This window comes from Fluviicoccus keumensis (assembly GCF_004217445.1).
GTDB lineage: Bacteria > Pseudomonadota > Gammaproteobacteria > Pseudomonadales > Moraxellaceae > Fluviicoccus > Fluviicoccus keumensis.
Map to the genome: position 1 here is coordinate 583560 of NZ_SHKX01000011.1, position 16595 is coordinate 600154.

A 16595-nucleotide genomic window follows, 5' to 3' on the forward strand; every position below is an offset into this window, starting at 1 on the left:
GCTTACAGGGTGTCAGAACCGACAGGTTTCTTGTTCGAAACGGTCATGACGACGTTGTAGGCCATCACCAGCATGCCGGTGAGGTACAGCGCGCCACCCAGAACACGACCTGCCCAGTACGGGTAGGAGGCGGACACGGCTTCGATGAAGCTGTAGGTCAGGGAGCCGTCATCGTTGACCGCACGCCACATCAGGCCCTGCGTAATGCCGGAAACCCACATGGAGGCGATGTAGAACACCGTGCCGATCGTGGCCAGCCAGAAGTGCAGGTTGATCAGGCTGATGCTGTACATGCGCTGGCGGTCGAAGACCCGCGGAATGAGCACGTAGATCGAAGCGATGGAGATCATGGCAACCCAACCCAACGCGCCGGAATGCACGTGACCAATCGTCCAGTCGGTATCGTGGGACAGTGCGTTCACCGTCTTGATCGACATCATCGGGCCTTCGAAGGTCGACATGCCATAGAACGACAGTGCGACGATCATGAAGCGGATGATCGGGTCGGTGCGCAGCTTGTCCCAGCTGCCGGACAGGGTCATGATGCCGTTGATCATGCCGCCCCAGCTGGGTGCGAACAGGATCAGCGAGAAGATCATGGCCAGGGACTGGGTCCAGTCAGGCAGGGCGGAGTAGTGCAGGTGGTGGCCGCCGGCCCACATGTAGACCGAGATCAGCGCCCAGAAGTGCACGATCGACAGGCGGTAGGAGTACACCGGACGACCAACCTGGATGGGGATGAAGTAGTACATCATGCCCAGGAAGGCGGCGGTCAGGAAGAAACCCACGGCGTTGTGGCCGTACCACCACTGGATCATCGCGTCCTGCACGCCGCCGTACATGGAGTACGACTTGGTCAGCGTCAGCGGGACTTCCATGCTGTTGATGATGTGCAGCAGGGCGACCGTGATGATGAACGCGCCGAAGAACCAGTTGGCCACATAGATGTGGGAAGTCTGGCGCTTGGCGATCGTTCCGAAGAACACGAGCGCGTAAGCTACCCAAACCACGGTGATCAACAGGTCAATGGGCCACTCCAGCTCGGCGTATTCCTTGGCCGAGGTATAACCCAGCGGCAAGGTGATGGCGGCGAGCAGGATCACCAGTTGCCAGCCCCAGAAGGTGAACTTGGCCAGACCGGGCATGAACAGCGAGGTTTGGCAGGTTCTCTGGACAACATAGTAGGAAGTGGCGAAGAGAGCACACCCGCCGAACGCAAAAATCACGGCATTGGTGTGAAGCGGACGCAGATGACTGAAGGTAAGCCAGGGGATGTCGAAGTTGAGGGCGGGCCATACCAGCTGGGCTGCGATGAACACCCCGACTGCCATGCCGACAATTCCCCAGACAACCGTCATCAGGGTGAATAGCCGGATTACCCCTAACTCATACGTCACCGGCTGAGCGACGTTAGTGTGGTTGTGACTCATGCATTTAGCTCCTTAAACCACAAGGTTAATAAGGGAATACGTCTGCCTGTCGCCATCAGGTCCACACCCGAAAAAAGAGGCTTCCAGCGAGGACATCGGATGGGTACCCGGTAGCGGCAGACAGACACACTCCCCGGTCTTCCACATTTTATTGGAAATTATGTATCTCTGCATCTGTCGTGTAGCTTTTTGTGTAAAACGACGGAAAAAAGGTTGAATTTTCCCCAGGTGAATTGATGTCGGGCAAGGTGGGAAGTTTGTTTGCGCGGCACAAGTTGCCAAACGAGCGTCCAATAGGTTAGGTTACGGGGGTCCTGACGACCACCTCCAAGGCGTCCCTGGCGCCCATATCAACAGCTACCGTAGGAGCTACAAATGACTGCATTCCTGTCCGACGCCTGGTTCGACAAAGTTGCCGAGCTGACCGCCGCCGCCGGTGACCTGAACACGCCCGCCACGCTGGCGAACATCGTCCTTAATATCACTGTGACCGGCACCGCACAAGGCAATGTTGACCTGGCCATTAATGGCGGCAAGCTGGAGAAGGGCCACAACGCAGGCGCTTCCACCACCTTGACCATGCCGGGCGATGTGCTGCGCAAGGTCTTCCTGGAGTTCGACATGAATGCCGCCATGCAGGCCTTCATGAGCGGCCAGATCAAGGCTGCCGGCGACATGACCAAGCTGATGGCCCTGCAGACTGCACGTCCCAGCGCCGAACAGAAGGCCCTGTTCCAGCAGGTCCTGGCGATCAGCTAAACCGGATTCCGGTGCGGCTGAACCCAAGGGCGCACATGGTGCGCCCTTTTTCATTTTGACGTAAACCGGCGCCGCCCGGTAACAAAACCGGTATTTCATCCCTCAGTGATCCGTGCAACATGGTGTATCGCTTCTATTCCAACCGGAGAATGAAAATGAAACTGTCCTCAATGACGCCGATCGCCGCTGCGCTGGCCATGTCCGTGTCCACAATCGCCTTGGCGGAGACGCTGCCCCAACCGCCAGCCAAACCGGCCGGTGAGCCCATGATGTCGGAAGGCAAGTGCGGCGGCATGATGGGCGGGATGAACAAGCCCGAAAAAGGCGAACATGAAGGCAAATGCGGGGCTAAAAAGGAAGAAAGGCACGAAGGTAAGTGCGGCGCTGACAAGATGAAGTCAGGTGTCAAGGAAGGCAAGTGCGGCGGCGACAAGATGAAAACCATGATGGATCCGGGCGGCAAGCCCGCTGATGCCAAGGCTGATGCCGGCGCCCCATCCGCCAAGGGCGGCAAGGAGGGTAAGTGCGGTGAAGGCAAGTGCGGGGCGAAGCGCAAGAAAGAAATGATGAAGGATGCCGAAGCCGCCAAGGCTCCCAAGGCCAAATAAGGACCGTTCCGTGCATGTTCCCCCCATTGGCGGCGCCGGGCTTGGCCTGCGTCGCACCTTTCTGGATGAGTTGCTGCAAACGGATTTTCGGCCATTGCCCGATTTTCTGGAAATTGCACCTGAAAACTGGATGGGAATGGGGGGCGCGTATGCGGAAAAGCTGCAGGCAGTGAGTGAGCGCTTTCCGCTGGTTTGCCATGGTCTGTCCTTATCCATTGGAGGTCCGCAGCCGCTGGACCGGGAATTCCTGCGCCGGTTGCGCGGCTTCCTTGATCAATACGGTATCCGCGCCTATTCCGAACACTTGAGCTATTCCGGCGATCAAGGCCATCTTTATGATTTGCTGCCGCTGCCGTTTACCGAGGCGGCGGCCCGCTATGTCGCCGAACGGGTCCGCCAGGTTCAGGATGCTCTCGGTCGGAACATGGCGCTGGAAAATGTTTCCTATTACGCCGCACCCGGGGCAGAAATGACCGAGCTGGATTTCCTGCTGCGGGTGCTGGAACTGGCGGATTGCGAGCTGTTGCTGGACGTTAACAATGTCTTCGTCAATGCCGTGAACCACGGCTATGATCCGGCTGCCTTTATCATGGCGCTTCCGCCGGAACGCATAACCTGTCTGCATGTAGCCGGCCATCTTGTGGAAGCGGAGGACTTGCGGATTGATACGCACGGTGACGCCGTGATTGAGGATGTCTGGCAATTGCTGGCGCAGACCTATCGCCGGTTTGGTGTACTGCCGACATTGCTGGAACGGGATTTCAATATTCCCCCGCTATCCGGGCTGCTGGCGGAAGTCGGTATCATCCGGAAATTGCAAGCGGATGCGGTTGCGAGTCCGGTTCATGGCTGATTTCCGTGACATCCAGGCCGGATTCACCGATTGGATCCGCCACCCGGGGCATGCCGCTCTTCCGGAAGGCGTGACGTTGCAACGGATGCGGATTTATCGCGAATTGTTGTTCAATAACATTGCCGGCTTTGTCGAAAGCGCTTTTCCCGTGTTGCGGTCGAAGTTGCCCGCCGCGTTATGGAATCAGCTCGTTGAAGACTTCTTCAGCCGGCATAACTGTCGCAGCCCTTATTTCCGTGATATTTCCCGTGAGTTCCTGAACTATCTGCAAGCGCGTGAGCGGCAGGAATATCCGTGGATGCTGGAGCTGGCGCACTTCGAATGGGCGGAAATCGCCGCCGAGGTCGCGGAGGAAGACTGGCCCGCATTCGCTACGGGGGATGTAGACCAAGGTACACCTGTGCTGTCACCCTTTGTCTGGCCTTTGCTCTACGCATGGCCGGTACACCGGTTTGTCGAGGATATGCCCGATCATAAGCCAGTGACGCCAACGGCGTTGCTGTTGCACCGTAGCCGCGAGCATCGGGTGTATTGCCGCGAAATTCCGCTGCCGGCGGCGGCGTTACTGGAAAGCCTTCAACACAATCCCGAACCGCTTCCCGATGCCGTACGGCGGCTTGCCTCCGCACACGGTATCGACGTCGCCATTCTGAGGCAACATGCCAAGTCGTGGGCGGCGGAGTGGTTGGCGAACGGGATTATTCTGGGTGTCAGACCGGCATGATGCCGTTCCACCCGCGACCTTTTGCCGCAAAACTGTAAGCGTCAGCGAATGTCTGTTTCACAATCGAGTCGGCCATGCTTAGAATGCCCGCACGTACCAGTACCGAGACGGGCATGAAACAACAACCAAAAAGAATCCTGGCGGCGCTGCTGCTGGCCGCCAGCGTACCGGTGGCGGCATTCGCGGATGCCGCGCCTGCACCCGCACCCGCCAATCCGGATCCCTGGCAGGGCATGAACCGCAAGGTATACGCCTTTAATAAAAGCGTGGATACCTGGTTCTTCAAACCTGTGGCCAAGGGCTATCGTGCGGTCACGCCGCAACTGGTGGACGACTCCATCACGCGTTTTTTCCTGAATCTGGAAGAACCCTTGCATATGGTCAATAACGGCTTGCAGGGGAAGGCCAAGGCGTCCGTGCAGGACCTGGGAAGGTTGGTGGTCAATACCGCGACTTCGCTGGGCTTTGCCGATCTGGCGTCACGCATGGGGCTGCCCCGTCATGATGAGGACTTTGGACAGACCCTGGGCTATTGGGGCGTCAAGCCCGGCCCGTATGTCGTGCTGCCTTTCCTGGGCCCCAGCGATATTCGCGACGGCGCTTCGCTGCCGCTGGACGCGGTGGTGAATCCGCGCAATCTGGTCGAATCCAACAGCGCCAACGCCGGGCTGTTCGTGCTGGACAAGGTGGACTTTCGGGCCGATCTCATTCCGTTCGAAAAAATCATTGAAGGCGACGAATATCTGTTGATGCGAGACCTTTATCTGCAGCGTCGTGATTTTCTGGTACATGACGGCAAGGTCAAGGATGATTTCCTTGACGATGTTCCCGAGGAATAACGCGGACACCCCCTGAACGGAGGCCGTCCCGTCGGCCTCCTTCTTTGTTTCAGGGTGTTCGGAACGGCTTGCATGTTGCCCGGCCTTTGACTATTGTCCGCAGGTATATTCTGTAATTGACCCTCACAATGCCCAAACCAGACCAAGAACACGGCTACATTCTTGTCATCGAACAAGAAACCGCCATGCGCCATTGGCTGGTAACACAACTGTCGGGGCAGGGTCATACCGTTGATGCCTGTGATGTCCTCAGTGTCGGTCTGGAATGTTTCCGCGCGGGGAATCATGATGTCGTCATCGCCGATTACCTCAGTCTGAAAGCCCAGAACTCCACCTTTCTGAAGACCTTGGCCGAAGAGGCTCCCGACACGCCGGTCATTACCGTTTGCAGCGGCGATGACATCAACAACGCGATCGGCGCCTTGCAAAACGGGGCAGTGGATCATCTTTTTCCCCAGCATCTGAATCCCGAGGTATTGGGGCTGCGCGTGCAAAAAGCGCTGGAGCGCAGTCTGCTGCTGCGTCAGAACCGTCAGTACCGGCAACAGCTGGAGGCCGCCAACACCGAGCTGGAACGCAGCCTGGAGCTTCTGCAGGAAGATCAGGAGGCCGGTCGCCGCGTGCAGTTCCGCCTGCTGCCCCCCAGTCCGTTCGAAATCATGGACTGTGTCGTCACCCACCGCATTTTCCCGTCGTTGTATCTGTCCGGCGATTTCGTCGAATATTTCAAGGTCGGTGAAAACAAGCTCGGCTTCTATCTGGCGGACGTTTCCGGTCACGGCGCCGCCAGCGCCTTTGTGACCGTATTTCTGAAAGCGGTCACCAACCGTCTGCAGCGTCATTACGAGAAGAAGACCCAGGTCAATTATGTGTCACCCTCGCGGGTGCTGGCGGACATTAACGCCGAATTGAACGCCATGCACATGGGCAAGCATCTGGCCATGTTTTGCGGCGTGGTCGACCTTGTGAACAACCGGCTGACCTACAGCGTCGCTGCGCATTATCCGCCGCCTTTACTGATTAATGACGGAGACGTGCTATCATTGGCAGGTAAAGGGTTGCCTCTGGGCCTCTTCAAAGAAGTCAATTACGAAGAACACGTTGTTTCGCTGGGTGAGCGTTTCACGCTGATGGCCGCCTCGGACGGGGTGCTGGATGTGTTGCCAAAGGGTTCCGCCAGTGAAAAAGAAAAACAGTTACAAGAGATAGCCATGCATGTAAACAGTGTGGATGACCTGGTCAGCGCCCTCCAACTCAGCAAGGACGCCGCCTTGCCGGATGATGTAGCCCTGCTGGTTATCAAGCGAGCCTGATACATGCCCACCGGTCATATCCTCTATGCCTCGCATGGTGGAACGTATGTTCTCAAGTTTACCGGCGAGATTCGCGCCCCCATGTGCGCCACGCTCGACAACTTTCTTGAAAAATCCTTTCTCGACCCCGGCATCACCGGCATCCTGATCGACTTGACCCAGACCGAGTATGTGGACAGCACCGCATTGGGCCTGATTGCGAAGACGGCGGTTTTCCTGCAACTGCACAATGGCCGCAAGCCGATCATCCTGTCGTCCAATCCGGATATCAGCCGCGTGCTGGAAAGCATGGGGTTTGATCAGGTGTTCCTGATTCTGGACGGTTGTTGTGACGAGATTGGCCTGAGCGAACTGCCGGAAGTGGAGCCCTCCGAGCAGGAAATGATGTCCAAGGTGATTTCAGCACACCGCGTGTTGATGGGGCTCAGCGAAAAGAATCAGGAAACCTTCAAGAATCTGGTGGATATCCTCGAAATGGAGCAGCAGGCGCAAGGAGAGTCGGGGCACTGACCCCTAGCAGCATTTCAAACAGGGCTCCCGCAAGCACGGGAACCCTGATCGTCCTCCTCAAAACATCCCTTCAATCCGGGTTTCCAGCGTCCGCAAGTCGGCTGAGAACAACCGTATTCCTTCCGCCAGTTTCTCCGTCGCCATGGCGTCTTCATTCATGGCCCAGCGGAATCCGGCTTCGGTCAGTTCCGTTTGGCGGGCCTCCAGCTTTCCGGCCGCCGGGCTCAGGGCCCGATCCAGATGGGCGTGGTTTTCCGCCAGCGCATCCAGCAGGGCGGGGCTGATGGTCAGCTTGTCGCAACCCGCCAGCGCCACGATTTCACCGGTATTGCGGAAACTGGCGGCCATCACCACGGTGCGGTAGTCGCAGGCTTTGTAATAGTCATAGATGCGCTTGACGGATTGCACGCCGGGGTCTTGCTGGGCGGTATAGTCTTGGCCGGTGCTTTTCTTATACCAGTCCAGAATGCGACCGACAAACGGAGAAATCAGCGTTACACCAGCTTCCGCGCAGGCTTGCGCCTGGGCGAAGCTGAACAGCAGGGTCAGGTTGCAATGGATGCCTTCCTGCTCCAGCAGTCGCGCCGCCTGAATACCCTCCCACGTACTGGCAATCTTGACCAGCACGCGGTCGCGGTCAATACCGGCCTGTTCATAACGGCGGATGACGCGACGGGCCTGTTCAACCGTGGCGCGCAAATCGAAAGAGGCGCGGGCATCGACTTCGGTCGAAACGACGCCGGGAATGCTTTGCAGGATTTCAACTCCGAAGCCGACGGCAATGCTTTCGATGGCGGCTTGCAAGCGACTGCGAGCATCAGGCTGGCGGCGGGCGCTGTCCAGGCCTTGGCGGATAATGTGCTCATATTCCGGCTGGGACGCCGCCTTGAGAATCAGGGAGGGGTTGGTTGTGGCGTCAACCGGCTTGAGGCGGCGGATACTGGCGATGTCGCCGGTGTCGGCAACGATGGTGCTGAATTGCTGCAGTTGTTCCAACTGGTTCATGCCGTGGCTTCCTGGCGGTTCTTGTCGAGAATGAATCCGGCTGCTTCTTGCACCAGATCGAGGCCGCGATGCTTGAGATGGGCGTGGGTGCTGAGGTGCTGACGCCAGCGCCGCGCGCCGGGCAGCCCCTGAAACAGGCCGAGAATGTGTCGGGTCATTTGATTCAAGGGTACACCATTTGCAAGTTCCTGCGCCATAAACGGCAGGTAGGACTGGAGGATATCCATGCGGTCCGGCGGCGTCTGGCCCCACAGCGTCATGGCTTCGGCCAGAATCCAGGGATTATGGTAAGCCTCGCGCCCGATCATGACGCCGTCCGCATGCCGCCAGTGCTCCGCAATTTCCCCGACGGTCTTGATGCCGCCATTGATGTGAATGGTGAGGTGAGGAAAATCCTGTTTCAGACGATAGACTTCCGGGTAGCGCAACGGAGGAATCTCGCGATTTTCCTTGGGGGACAAACCCTTCAGGATGGCGATGCGGGCATGGACGATAAACTCGCGGCAACCGGCGGCGGCGATCGTGCTGACGAAATGGTGCAGGTGCTCGTAACTGTCGAGGTCATCGATGCCGATGCGGTGCTTGATGGTGACCGGCACCCGGCTTGCCGCCTGCATGGCGGCGAAGCAGTCGGCGACGTGCTGCGGTTCGGCCATCAGACAGGCTCCGATACGATTGTTCTGTACGCGGTCGGAAGGACAACCGACATTAAGGTTGACCTCGTCGTAACCGTAATCGGCGGCGAGAGCGGTGCAGCGCGCCAGTTCCTGAATATCCGAACCGCCCAGCTGCAGCGCAATCGGATGCTCCTGCGGGGCATAACGCAGGAAGCGTGCAGTATCGCCGTGCAGCAGTGCACCGGTGGTGACCATCTCGGTATAAAGGCGTACATGCGGGTTGAAAAGGCGCAGGAACACGCGACAGTGGTGGTCGGTCCAGTCCATCATCGGGGCCACGGACAAGACTTTCGGGGGGTTCAGCGGATCCATCAAGAGGCATACCTCGAAGCAGCCGCCCGGATTCAGGCGCAAGGGCTTGGGGGTGGTATTGTACACCAGTCATCAAGCTGCGTTGCCGACGGCACGCGACTGTGCCGGCTTTCATCCGGAACGATTAACATACGTCTTCTATGGTTAATATTGATGAAAATCAATTTCTTAAGCCGTTCTTAAGACTCCGGATACTGTGCGGCGTTAGAATACGCGCACCACTAATGTCCCGGATAACCCTGTGCTGTCTTCCGTCCTTTGCCGCCAACCTGTTTCCCTGACCCGGCTCGCCCGGATCATGGTGTTGGTGTATATGGGCTGGATACTCCTCACCGTCGCGGTCAGCCTGCTGGGTTCCAATGACCGGCAGCATGTGACGATGACCGCGCAAGAGTTGGTGATCCTGACGCATCATCATGCCAAGGATGCCGGTTGCCAAAGTTCGGACAGCGCCTCCGTGGCTTGCGGCGGTGAACACCACCATGCCGAAGTTTCGCTGAAGCTGGATACGGCTGGCAGCGCCCTCTATCTGGTTCTGCTGGCGGCCGCCATGGTCCTGACGCAGCTGCCATATCCACGCCAGCTTTCGTCATCGCTGCTCAATCGTTGTAATCGTATCAACCCCCACGCACCCCTGCGCCATTACGCCAGTTACCAGATTTCTACCCTCAAGCTGCTGGTTTGACCCCTCCGCCCGAATCGGGCCGCCTTAAGCCGACCTAATTTCCGACTTCAGGTTTCAGGAACAACATCATGAATTTATTATTGAAACTGGCCTTGGTCAGCCCATGCTGGCTGTCCATGGCTTTTGCCGCCGATCTCAATCTGACCCCGGCCCAGATGCAGGCGCTGGGCGTACGTCTGGAGCCCCTGCAAGCGGCTTCCTCCACGCTGCAGTCCGCCTATCCTGCCCGTTTCATGCCTGCTCCCGGGCAGGAACGGGTCATCAGTACGATGCAGGAGGGACTGGTCAGCCGGGTATTGGTGGTGGAAGGGCAGTCCGTCAAAGCCGGTCAGGGATTGCTGGAGCTTCAGGTTCCTGCCCTGCTGGATCAGCAATTGGCCTTGCTGAAGGCGAACAGTCGCGCGCAATTGGCCAAAGCCGCCTTGCTGCGCTATCGGCAGTTGTTGGCGGAAGGTTTGATTGCCGGGAAGAAGGTGATCGAGGCCGAGGCCGAGGCGGCCACCGCGGAAGCCGAGGAGCGGGCGGCATCGACCGCCCTGCGTTTGTCGGGACTGAGCGCCGCCCAGCAGCAGCGGCTGTTGTCCCGTCAGCAGGTGGATTCCGGATTGGTCATTCAGGCCACGCAATCCGGACAGGTGGCCGGTCTGAAGGTAACGCCGGGCCAGCGGGTACAAGCGGCCGAGGAGTTGCTGCGCTTGATTTCGGCATCGTCGTTATGGGTGGAGGCTGATGTCCCCGCAGCGGCGGCAGGGATTTTCCGGAGCGGACAATCGGTGCCGGTCGGGAACGGTGCAGCGGAGGCTGTGGTGGTAAGCGTGGCGGCTCAGTCCGGTAATGCCCAGTCCGTGAAGGTCAGGGCGCGGCTGAAGTCATCGCTGCCGGGAGCCTTGCCGGGAATGACGACCACGCTGGGTGAAGCATCGGCCCAATCGGCCAGCTGGCAGTTGCCGCAAACCGCCGTGACGCGGCTGGATGGAAAGACCGTGGTTTTTCTGAAAGCCGCCACGGGCTTTGCGCCGGTGGAAGTTCAGGCGATCGGCGACGGGCGCACGGTTCGGGTGAGCGGGGCGTTCAAAGGTGGAGAGCTGATTGCGGTCAGTGGCGTTACGGCCCTGAGAAACGCCTGGCAGGCGGAGCGCTGACATGATCGATTGGCTGATACGATTTTCCTTGGCCCAGCGGTTGCTGATGGCTGTGTTGATGGCCGTACTGACCGGGGGCGGATGGCTGGCTTTCCGCTCGCTGCCGATTGACGCCTTCCCCGATGTTTCGCCGACCCAGGTGAAAATCATCATGAAGGCTCCCGGCATGACCCCGGAAGAAGTCGAGAGCCGTATTGCGGTTCCGATCGAGGTCGAGATGCTGGGGATTCCCCATCAGCAGATGCTTCGTTCCACCAGCAAGTATGCCCTGGTGGACATCACCATCAACTTTGATGAAGGCACCGATATCTATTGGGCCCGGCAGCAGGTAGCCGAGCGTCTTGGCGGCATTTCCGACCAACTGCCGGAAGGTATCACCGGCGGTCTGGCGCCGATTACCACGCCCTTGGGCGAGATGTTCATGTTCACGGTTGATGGGCCGCAAAGCCTGCGCGAACGCCGTGAATTGCTGGACTGGGTGATTCGTCCGGCGTTGCGGACCGTGCCCGGCGTGGCTGACGTGAACGCCTTGGGAGGAGAAGTCCGCAGCTTTGAAGTGGCGCCGGATCCGGCGGCCATGGCGGCGCTGGGCGTGGACGTGCGCCAGTTGCGGCAGGTGATTCTGGAAAATAACCGTAATGACGGGGCAGGCCGTATCCAGGATGGCGAAGATGTCCTGTTGGTGCGAGAGGCCGGCGCTGTTCAGGGCATCGATGATCTGAAAAGCATGGTCGTGACGGTCAAGGACGGCGTGCCAGTCACTGTCGGCCAGATCGCCGATGTGCGTCTGGGTGCCTTGACACGCTACGGCGCGGTCACCAAGGACGGGCGGGGTGAGGCCGTGGAAGGGCTGGTGCTGGGATTGGCCGGAGCCAATGCGCGCTCGGTGGTGGATGGTGTCCGGGCGCGTTTGAAGGAGGTTGGGCCTTCACTGCCGCCCGGTGTGAAGATCAATGTTTTTTATGATCGCGCCGGTCTGGTGAACAAGGCGGTCGGAACGGTGGCCAAGGCGTTGATTGAGGCAACCGTGCTGGTGGTGGTGCTGCTGGGTCTATTTCTGGGCAATCTCCGGGCGGCCCTGACCGTGGCCCTGGTGCTGCCGATGTCCGCCCTGATCACGTTTATCCTGATGCGCCGATTCGGTATGTCGGCCAACCTGATGAGTCTGGGCGGCCTGGCCATTGCCATCGGCATGCTGGTCGATGCCGCCGTGGTAGTGGTTGAAAATATCGTGGCCGAGCTTTCGCACCATCAGCATCGCCGCCTCCCCAAAATGACCCAGATCTACCATGCGGTGAAGGAAGTGGCGGCGCCGGTGACATCAGGCATCCTGATCATCATTACCGTCTTTTTGCCGTTGCTGACGCTGGAAGGGCTGGAAGGCAAACTGTTCGCCCCGGTGGCGCTGACGATTGTCTTTGCGCTGGCGGGCTCCCTGATACTGTCGCTGACGGTTATCCCCGTGGTGTCCTCGTGGCTGATCAAGGCGGATGGGCATGAAGAGCCCTGGCTTCCGCGTCAGTTGCTCCGGTTCTATACCCCGCTGCTGAACCGCGCCATCGCCCGCCAGAAGACGGTTTTCGCCATGGCGGCCGTTTTACTGCTTGTGGCTGTGGCGGGCTATACCCAGGTCGGTAAGGCGTTCATGCCGACGATGGATGAAGGCGACGTCATTATCGGGGTGGAAAAGGCGCCGACCATCAGTCTGGATGAAAGCACCCGTCTGGACAGTCGCATCCAGCAGGCCTTGCTGAAGCAGGTTCCGGAAATCGCGGGCATTGTCGCCCGGGTGGGTTCCGATGAAATCGGGCTGGATCCGATGGGGTTGAACCAGACCGACACCTTCCTGCGCCTGAAGCCGCAGGAGCAATGGCAGGTGGCCGGTAAGGAAGCGTTGCTCGACAAGATCCGACGCGTCATGGAGCAATTTCCCGGCATCGACTACAGCTTTACGCAACCGATCGAAATGCGTGTGTCCGAGATGATCATCGGCGTTCGCGGCGATCTGGCGCTGAAAGTCTACGGCCCCGACCTGCACGAGCTCAACCGTCTGGCCAGGGAAACGGAAGCGGTCCTGAAAGGTCTGCAAGGCGCCAGTGATGTCTACACCCTGCAAAATGACGGCGTGCAATACCTGCAAGTGGAAATTGACCGGATGGCTGCCGGGCGTCTCGGCGTCAATGTCAGTGATATCCAGTCAGCCTTGCGGGTGATGGTGGAAGGGCAAAAGGCCGGAGTGGTGATCGACGGTAACAAGCGGGTGCCGATTCTGGTTCGCGGCGAGTCCGACGCCCGCTTGTCCGAAACCGGCTTTTCGCGGATTTACCTGACCACCCCGTCCGGGCAGTCCTATCCATTGTCGGCGGTGGCGAAGCTGCAAACTTCGGCCGGGCCGGTCAAGGTGGATCGTGAGATGGGCAGCCGGTTCAGCGTGGTGATTGCGAATGTCAGCGGCCGCGATCTGGTTGGATTCGTGGATGAGGCCAGACAGCAAGTTGCCGCCAAGGTAAAAATACCGGCAGGATATCGCCTGCAATGGGGCGGTCAATTTGAAAACCAGCAGCGGGCGGCCAAGCGCTTGTCGCTGGTGGTGCCTGTCGCGTTGGGCTTGATTTGCATTCTGCTGTTCTCCACCTTCGGATCGCTGCGCCAGGCCTTGCTGGTGCTGAGCAATATTCCCTTCGCGCTGGTTGGCGGCATCCTGGCGCTGTGGGTCACCGGCGAATACCTGTCAGTTCCGGCATCCGTGGGCTTTATCGCCCTGCTGGGCATTGCGGTCCTGAATGGCGTGATGCTGGTGAGCTACTTCAATCAACTGGTGACGAACGGCATGCCGCTTGACGAGGTCATCGTCGTGGGTACGCAGCGTCGACTGCGCCCGGTAATGATGACCGCCTCGATTACGGCTTTCGGTCTGATTCCGTTGCTGTTCGCCCATGGTCCCGGTTCGGAAATCCAGAAGCCGCTGGCCATCGTGGTGATTGGCGGGCTTGTCTCCGCCACGGTTCTGACCCTGATTTTGTTGCCATTGCTCTATCGCCGTTTTGGCGGCGTGAAGGAGGCCTGATTCATGAAGCATTTCTTGTTAGCAGTATGTGTTGCCGGTCAGTTGACCATGACGGCGAACGCCATGCCGACCGATGCAGAGCTGGAGCAATCGCTGCAGGGCAATCCCGAGTGGCGTGTCAATCAGGCGGAGGCGGAGCTGTCGGGGATCGAAGCGGATTTGCAGCAGTCGTCCCCGCATGAGTGGCAAACCGGCGGAACACTCCAGCAACGCCAGCTGTCGACCGGCGGCAGCACCGGTGAGTGGACCTGGCGGCTGGAGCGCGGGTGGCGCTTGCCGGGCAAGGGCAGACTGGACCGGGATATTGCGGCGTCCATGCGCGAGCAAGCCGGTTACCGTCGACTGGACGGGGTGCGCACCCTGAAGGAGGAGGCGCTGGGGCTGTGGTTCGATTGGGCCGAGGCCAAAGCACGGCGCGCCCTGCTGGTGCGGCAGTTGCAGGAATACAGCCAGCTACTGGACAAGACATCCCGACTGGTTCGTTCCGGGGAGTTGTCGCAGCGTGATCAGGTGCAGTTACAGGCGGAAATGGCCCGGCTGCAGGTACAGGAGCGTGAGTCGGACCGTCAGGAGCAAATGGCTGAAGAGACCCTGGCGCATCATTACCCGGGCTTGATGCGCATCAAGGATGCCGGATTGCCGACGCCGGAGGCGGCGTTGCCAGGGGAGGAGCGAATGCAGCAGATATTGCTGGCCCAGCCCGCGGTCAAGGCTGTCCGATCGCAAGTACGGACGGATACATTGCGGACGGACCGTGCTTCCGCCGAACGTCTGCCGGATCCGGTACTGGGGGTTTTCACGGCGCGTGACGGCTTGCCGGTCGAGCGGGTCGTCGGGGTATCGGTAAGCGTCCCGCTGGGCGGAGAAAGGCGGCGCATACTGACGCGGGAGGCGCAGGCCCGTCTGGCGCAGACAGAGGCGCGGCAGGCGGCGGAGATGAAAATGCAGGAGCACGAACTGGATCAGCTGCTGGCGGAAGTCCGCTTCGGGCTGGGCGTTTGGGAGCAGTCGCAGCAAGGACTTCAGCAAGCCCGCCAATCAGCCGCTATGGCCGGAAGGGCTTGGGAGTTGGGGGAAGGTGATTTGCAGGAAGCCAGTCTGGCGCGCCGTCTGAGCCTGGAGGCGGAGGATGCCGAGTTACGGGCCCGCCTGCGGCTTCTGCGCGCGCAGTCCATCCTCGGGCTTCGGGGCGGTCAGGCCTAAGCGTGGCGCGTGCGTCTGGCCGGACGTCCGGTCAGACGCACGCGCTCACTTGATTTCCTTGTCGTCCGCCGACAGCTCCCGCATTTTATCGAGCCGTTGCTGCAGTCGGGCTTGCATCGGATAGTTTCCCTTCGCCATCCGGATGGCCTGTTCCAGATCCTTGACGGCTTTATCTCCCTGACCGGTCAGGAAGCGCAGTTCGGCACGACCTCGCAAAACGCCGACCGAGTCCTTGCGCTGCAAAGCCGCTTCGCTCATCAGCTCCCATACGGACGGATCCTGCGCCCGGGACCGGCTCAAGGGCTCCAGCCAGTTCATGGCCGCATCCGGTTGCAAGTTGAGAATGGCGGCATGCGCGGCGTAAAGACGCAGGGTTACGCTATCCGGGGTCAGCGCCAGCGCTTTTTGCAGCAGCGCCTGCGCGGCATCCGGATGATTGTCGGCCAGCTCGATGTCGGCGCGGGCCACGATATAGTCCACGGTTTCCGGGTGCTGCTTCAGCAAGGCATCCATTTCCGCCCGCGCCTGATCGAACTGGCGAAGGTTGGATAAGGCCAGCGCCAATCCGAAGCGGGCTTCCTCCAGGTCCGGATGCTGCTTGATTTGCTCGCGGTAGCCGTTCAGCATCTGACTGTCGGCCGAATTGAGCAGCGACATCAGGCGTATCCGGATCAACCGGTAGCCCCGCGAATCGGTACTGCCGTTCAATGGCAACGATCGTGCGCGGTTGAGGCTGTCGGCGATGCGGTCCTGGGTCAGCGGGTGGGTCAGCAGAAAGTCCGGCAGGAAGCCGACTTGCCGGGATTCCCGTTCAAGACGCCCGAAAAAGTCTGGCATCCCCATCGGTGAATAGCCAGCGGAAACCAGCGTCTGCATGCCGATGCGATCGGCTTCACGTTCATGCTGGCGGCTGTAGGCCAGTTGCTGCTGGATCATGGCGGCCTGGGACGACATCCCCAGTGCAATACCGGCGTCACTGCTGCTGGAGGCTGCCAGCGCGATACTCGCCAGCAGTGCGCCCAGATACAGCCAGTTGCTGTTACCGGCTTCCTGAACGCTGCGTGAATAGTGCTTTTGTTGCACGTGCGCCAATTCATGCGCCAGGACCGCGGCGAATTCCGACTCATTCTCGGCATAAAGAAACAGCCCGGCATTGACGCCGATGATGCCGCCGGGAACGGCAAAGGCATTAATACTGCGATCCGGAATCATCACGACCTGGAGGGCGGGCTGCGGCAAACCGGCATGGAAGGCCAACTGATAGGACAGGTTTTCCACCCAGGCCTGCAACATGGGGTCATCAATGACCGGAGTGGAGTTGCGCAGCTTGCGCAGGAAGGCGTCCCCCAGACGGGACTCATCAATCGAGGACTGGGTGGCGGAGTTGTCAAGCGCCGGCAGGTCACCTGCCCGAACAAGGTGGGGAGCGGAGGCCAGCATGACAGCCATTGCGAAACCTGTCCAAAAC

Annotated in this window: 15 protein-coding genes; 11 read left to right on the top strand and 4 right to left on the bottom strand. The window is 59.7% G+C overall.

Features of this window, described 5'->3' with window-relative positions; genetic code table 11:
* Window positions 1-2: 2 nt before the first annotated feature.
* Window positions 3-1430, bottom strand: coding sequence for a cytochrome-c oxidase, cbb3-type subunit I (gene ccoN, locus EV700_RS07960; RefSeq protein ID WP_130412496.1), 1428 nt, complete (start codon window positions 1428-1430; stop codon window positions 3-5).
* Window positions 1431-1805: 375 nt separating this feature from the next.
* Between ccoN and EV700_RS07965 the strand changes: the two genes are divergently transcribed.
* The 7 genes from EV700_RS07965 to EV700_RS07995 all read left to right on the top strand — a co-directional run bounded on the left by EV700_RS07965 (window position 1806) and on the right by EV700_RS07995 (window position 7036).
* Window positions 1806-2189: an SCP2 sterol-binding domain-containing protein gene (locus EV700_RS07965; RefSeq protein WP_130412498.1), complete on the top strand. Its 384-nt coding sequence runs from the start codon at window positions 1806-1808 to the stop codon at window positions 2187-2189.
* 155 nt (window positions 2190-2344) lie between these two features.
* A complete protein-coding gene (locus EV700_RS17040; RefSeq protein WP_242610217.1) occupies window positions 2345-2797 on the top strand; it encodes an HvfA family oxazolone/thioamide-modified RiPP metallophore in 453 nt (150 codons plus the stop codon).
* Window positions 2798-2807: 10 nt separating this feature from the next.
* The gene (locus EV700_RS07975; RefSeq protein ID WP_242610218.1) at window positions 2808-3650 is read left to right on the top strand and encodes an HvfB family MNIO-type RiPP peptide maturase; all 843 of its coding nucleotides are present in this window, start codon (window positions 2808-2810) and stop codon (window positions 3648-3650) included.
* The gene (locus EV700_RS07980; protein ID WP_165391381.1) at window positions 3643-4374 is read left to right on the top strand and encodes an HvfC family RiPP maturation protein; all 732 of its coding nucleotides are present in this window, start codon (window positions 3643-3645) and stop codon (window positions 4372-4374) included. Before EV700_RS07975 ends, EV700_RS07980 begins: the two co-directional genes overlap by 8 nt.
* Before the next feature lie 113 nt (window positions 4375-4487).
* Window positions 4488-5213, top strand: a complete 726-nt coding sequence (locus EV700_RS07985) for an MlaA family lipoprotein (RefSeq protein ID WP_130412504.1) — start codon at window positions 4488-4490, stop codon at window positions 5211-5213.
* Between the two features lie 128 nt (window positions 5214-5341).
* Window positions 5342-6526 (top strand): SpoIIE family protein phosphatase, encoded by a 1185-nt coding sequence (locus tag EV700_RS07990; protein ID WP_130412506.1) that lies wholly within the window; start codon window positions 5342-5344, stop codon window positions 6524-6526.
* Between the two features lie 3 nt (window positions 6527-6529).
* Window positions 6530-7036: an STAS domain-containing protein gene (locus EV700_RS07995; RefSeq protein WP_130412508.1), complete on the top strand. Its 507-nt coding sequence runs from the start codon at window positions 6530-6532 to the stop codon at window positions 7034-7036.
* A gap of 57 nt (window positions 7037-7093) precedes the next feature.
* Here the strand turns inward: EV700_RS07995 and tal are convergent, their stop codons facing one another.
* Both tal and dusA read right to left on the bottom strand, forming a co-directional pair.
* Window positions 7094-8041 (bottom strand): transaldolase, encoded by a 948-nt coding sequence (gene tal / locus EV700_RS08000; protein ID WP_130412510.1) that lies wholly within the window; start codon window positions 8039-8041, stop codon window positions 7094-7096.
* On the bottom strand, window positions 8038-9030 hold the full coding sequence (gene dusA / locus EV700_RS08005; RefSeq protein WP_130412512.1) for a tRNA dihydrouridine(20/20a) synthase DusA: 993 nt from the start codon (window positions 9028-9030) through the stop codon (window positions 8038-8040). The genes tal and dusA overlap by 4 nt, the downstream gene beginning before the upstream one ends.
* A gap of 241 nt (window positions 9031-9271) precedes the next feature.
* Between dusA and EV700_RS08010 the strand changes: the two genes are divergently transcribed.
* The 4 genes from EV700_RS08010 to EV700_RS08025 all read left to right on the top strand — a co-directional run bounded on the left by EV700_RS08010 (window position 9272) and on the right by EV700_RS08025 (window position 15127).
* Complete coding sequence (locus EV700_RS08010) at window positions 9272-9715, top strand: hypothetical protein (RefSeq protein ID WP_130412515.1); 444 nt, start codon at window positions 9272-9274, stop codon at window positions 9713-9715.
* A 68-nt stretch (window positions 9716-9783) separates the two neighbouring features.
* The gene (locus EV700_RS08015) at window positions 9784-10857 is read left to right on the top strand and encodes an efflux RND transporter periplasmic adaptor subunit (RefSeq protein WP_130412517.1); all 1074 of its coding nucleotides are present in this window, start codon (window positions 9784-9786) and stop codon (window positions 10855-10857) included.
* Window position 10858: 1 nt separating this feature from the next.
* Window positions 10859-13924, top strand: coding sequence for an efflux RND transporter permease subunit (locus EV700_RS08020; RefSeq protein WP_130412519.1), 3066 nt, complete (start codon window positions 10859-10861; stop codon window positions 13922-13924).
* A 3-nt stretch (window positions 13925-13927) separates the two neighbouring features.
* Window positions 13928-15127, top strand: a complete 1200-nt coding sequence (locus tag EV700_RS08025) for a TolC family protein (protein ID WP_130412521.1) — start codon at window positions 13928-13930, stop codon at window positions 15125-15127.
* 45 nt (window positions 15128-15172) lie between these two features.
* Here EV700_RS08025 and EV700_RS08030 read toward each other — a convergent pair whose 3' ends face one another.
* The gene (locus EV700_RS08030) at window positions 15173-16576 is read right to left on the bottom strand and encodes a M48 family metalloprotease (protein ID WP_165391383.1); all 1404 of its coding nucleotides are present in this window, start codon (window positions 16574-16576) and stop codon (window positions 15173-15175) included.
* Window positions 16577-16595: the final 19 nt, after the last annotated feature.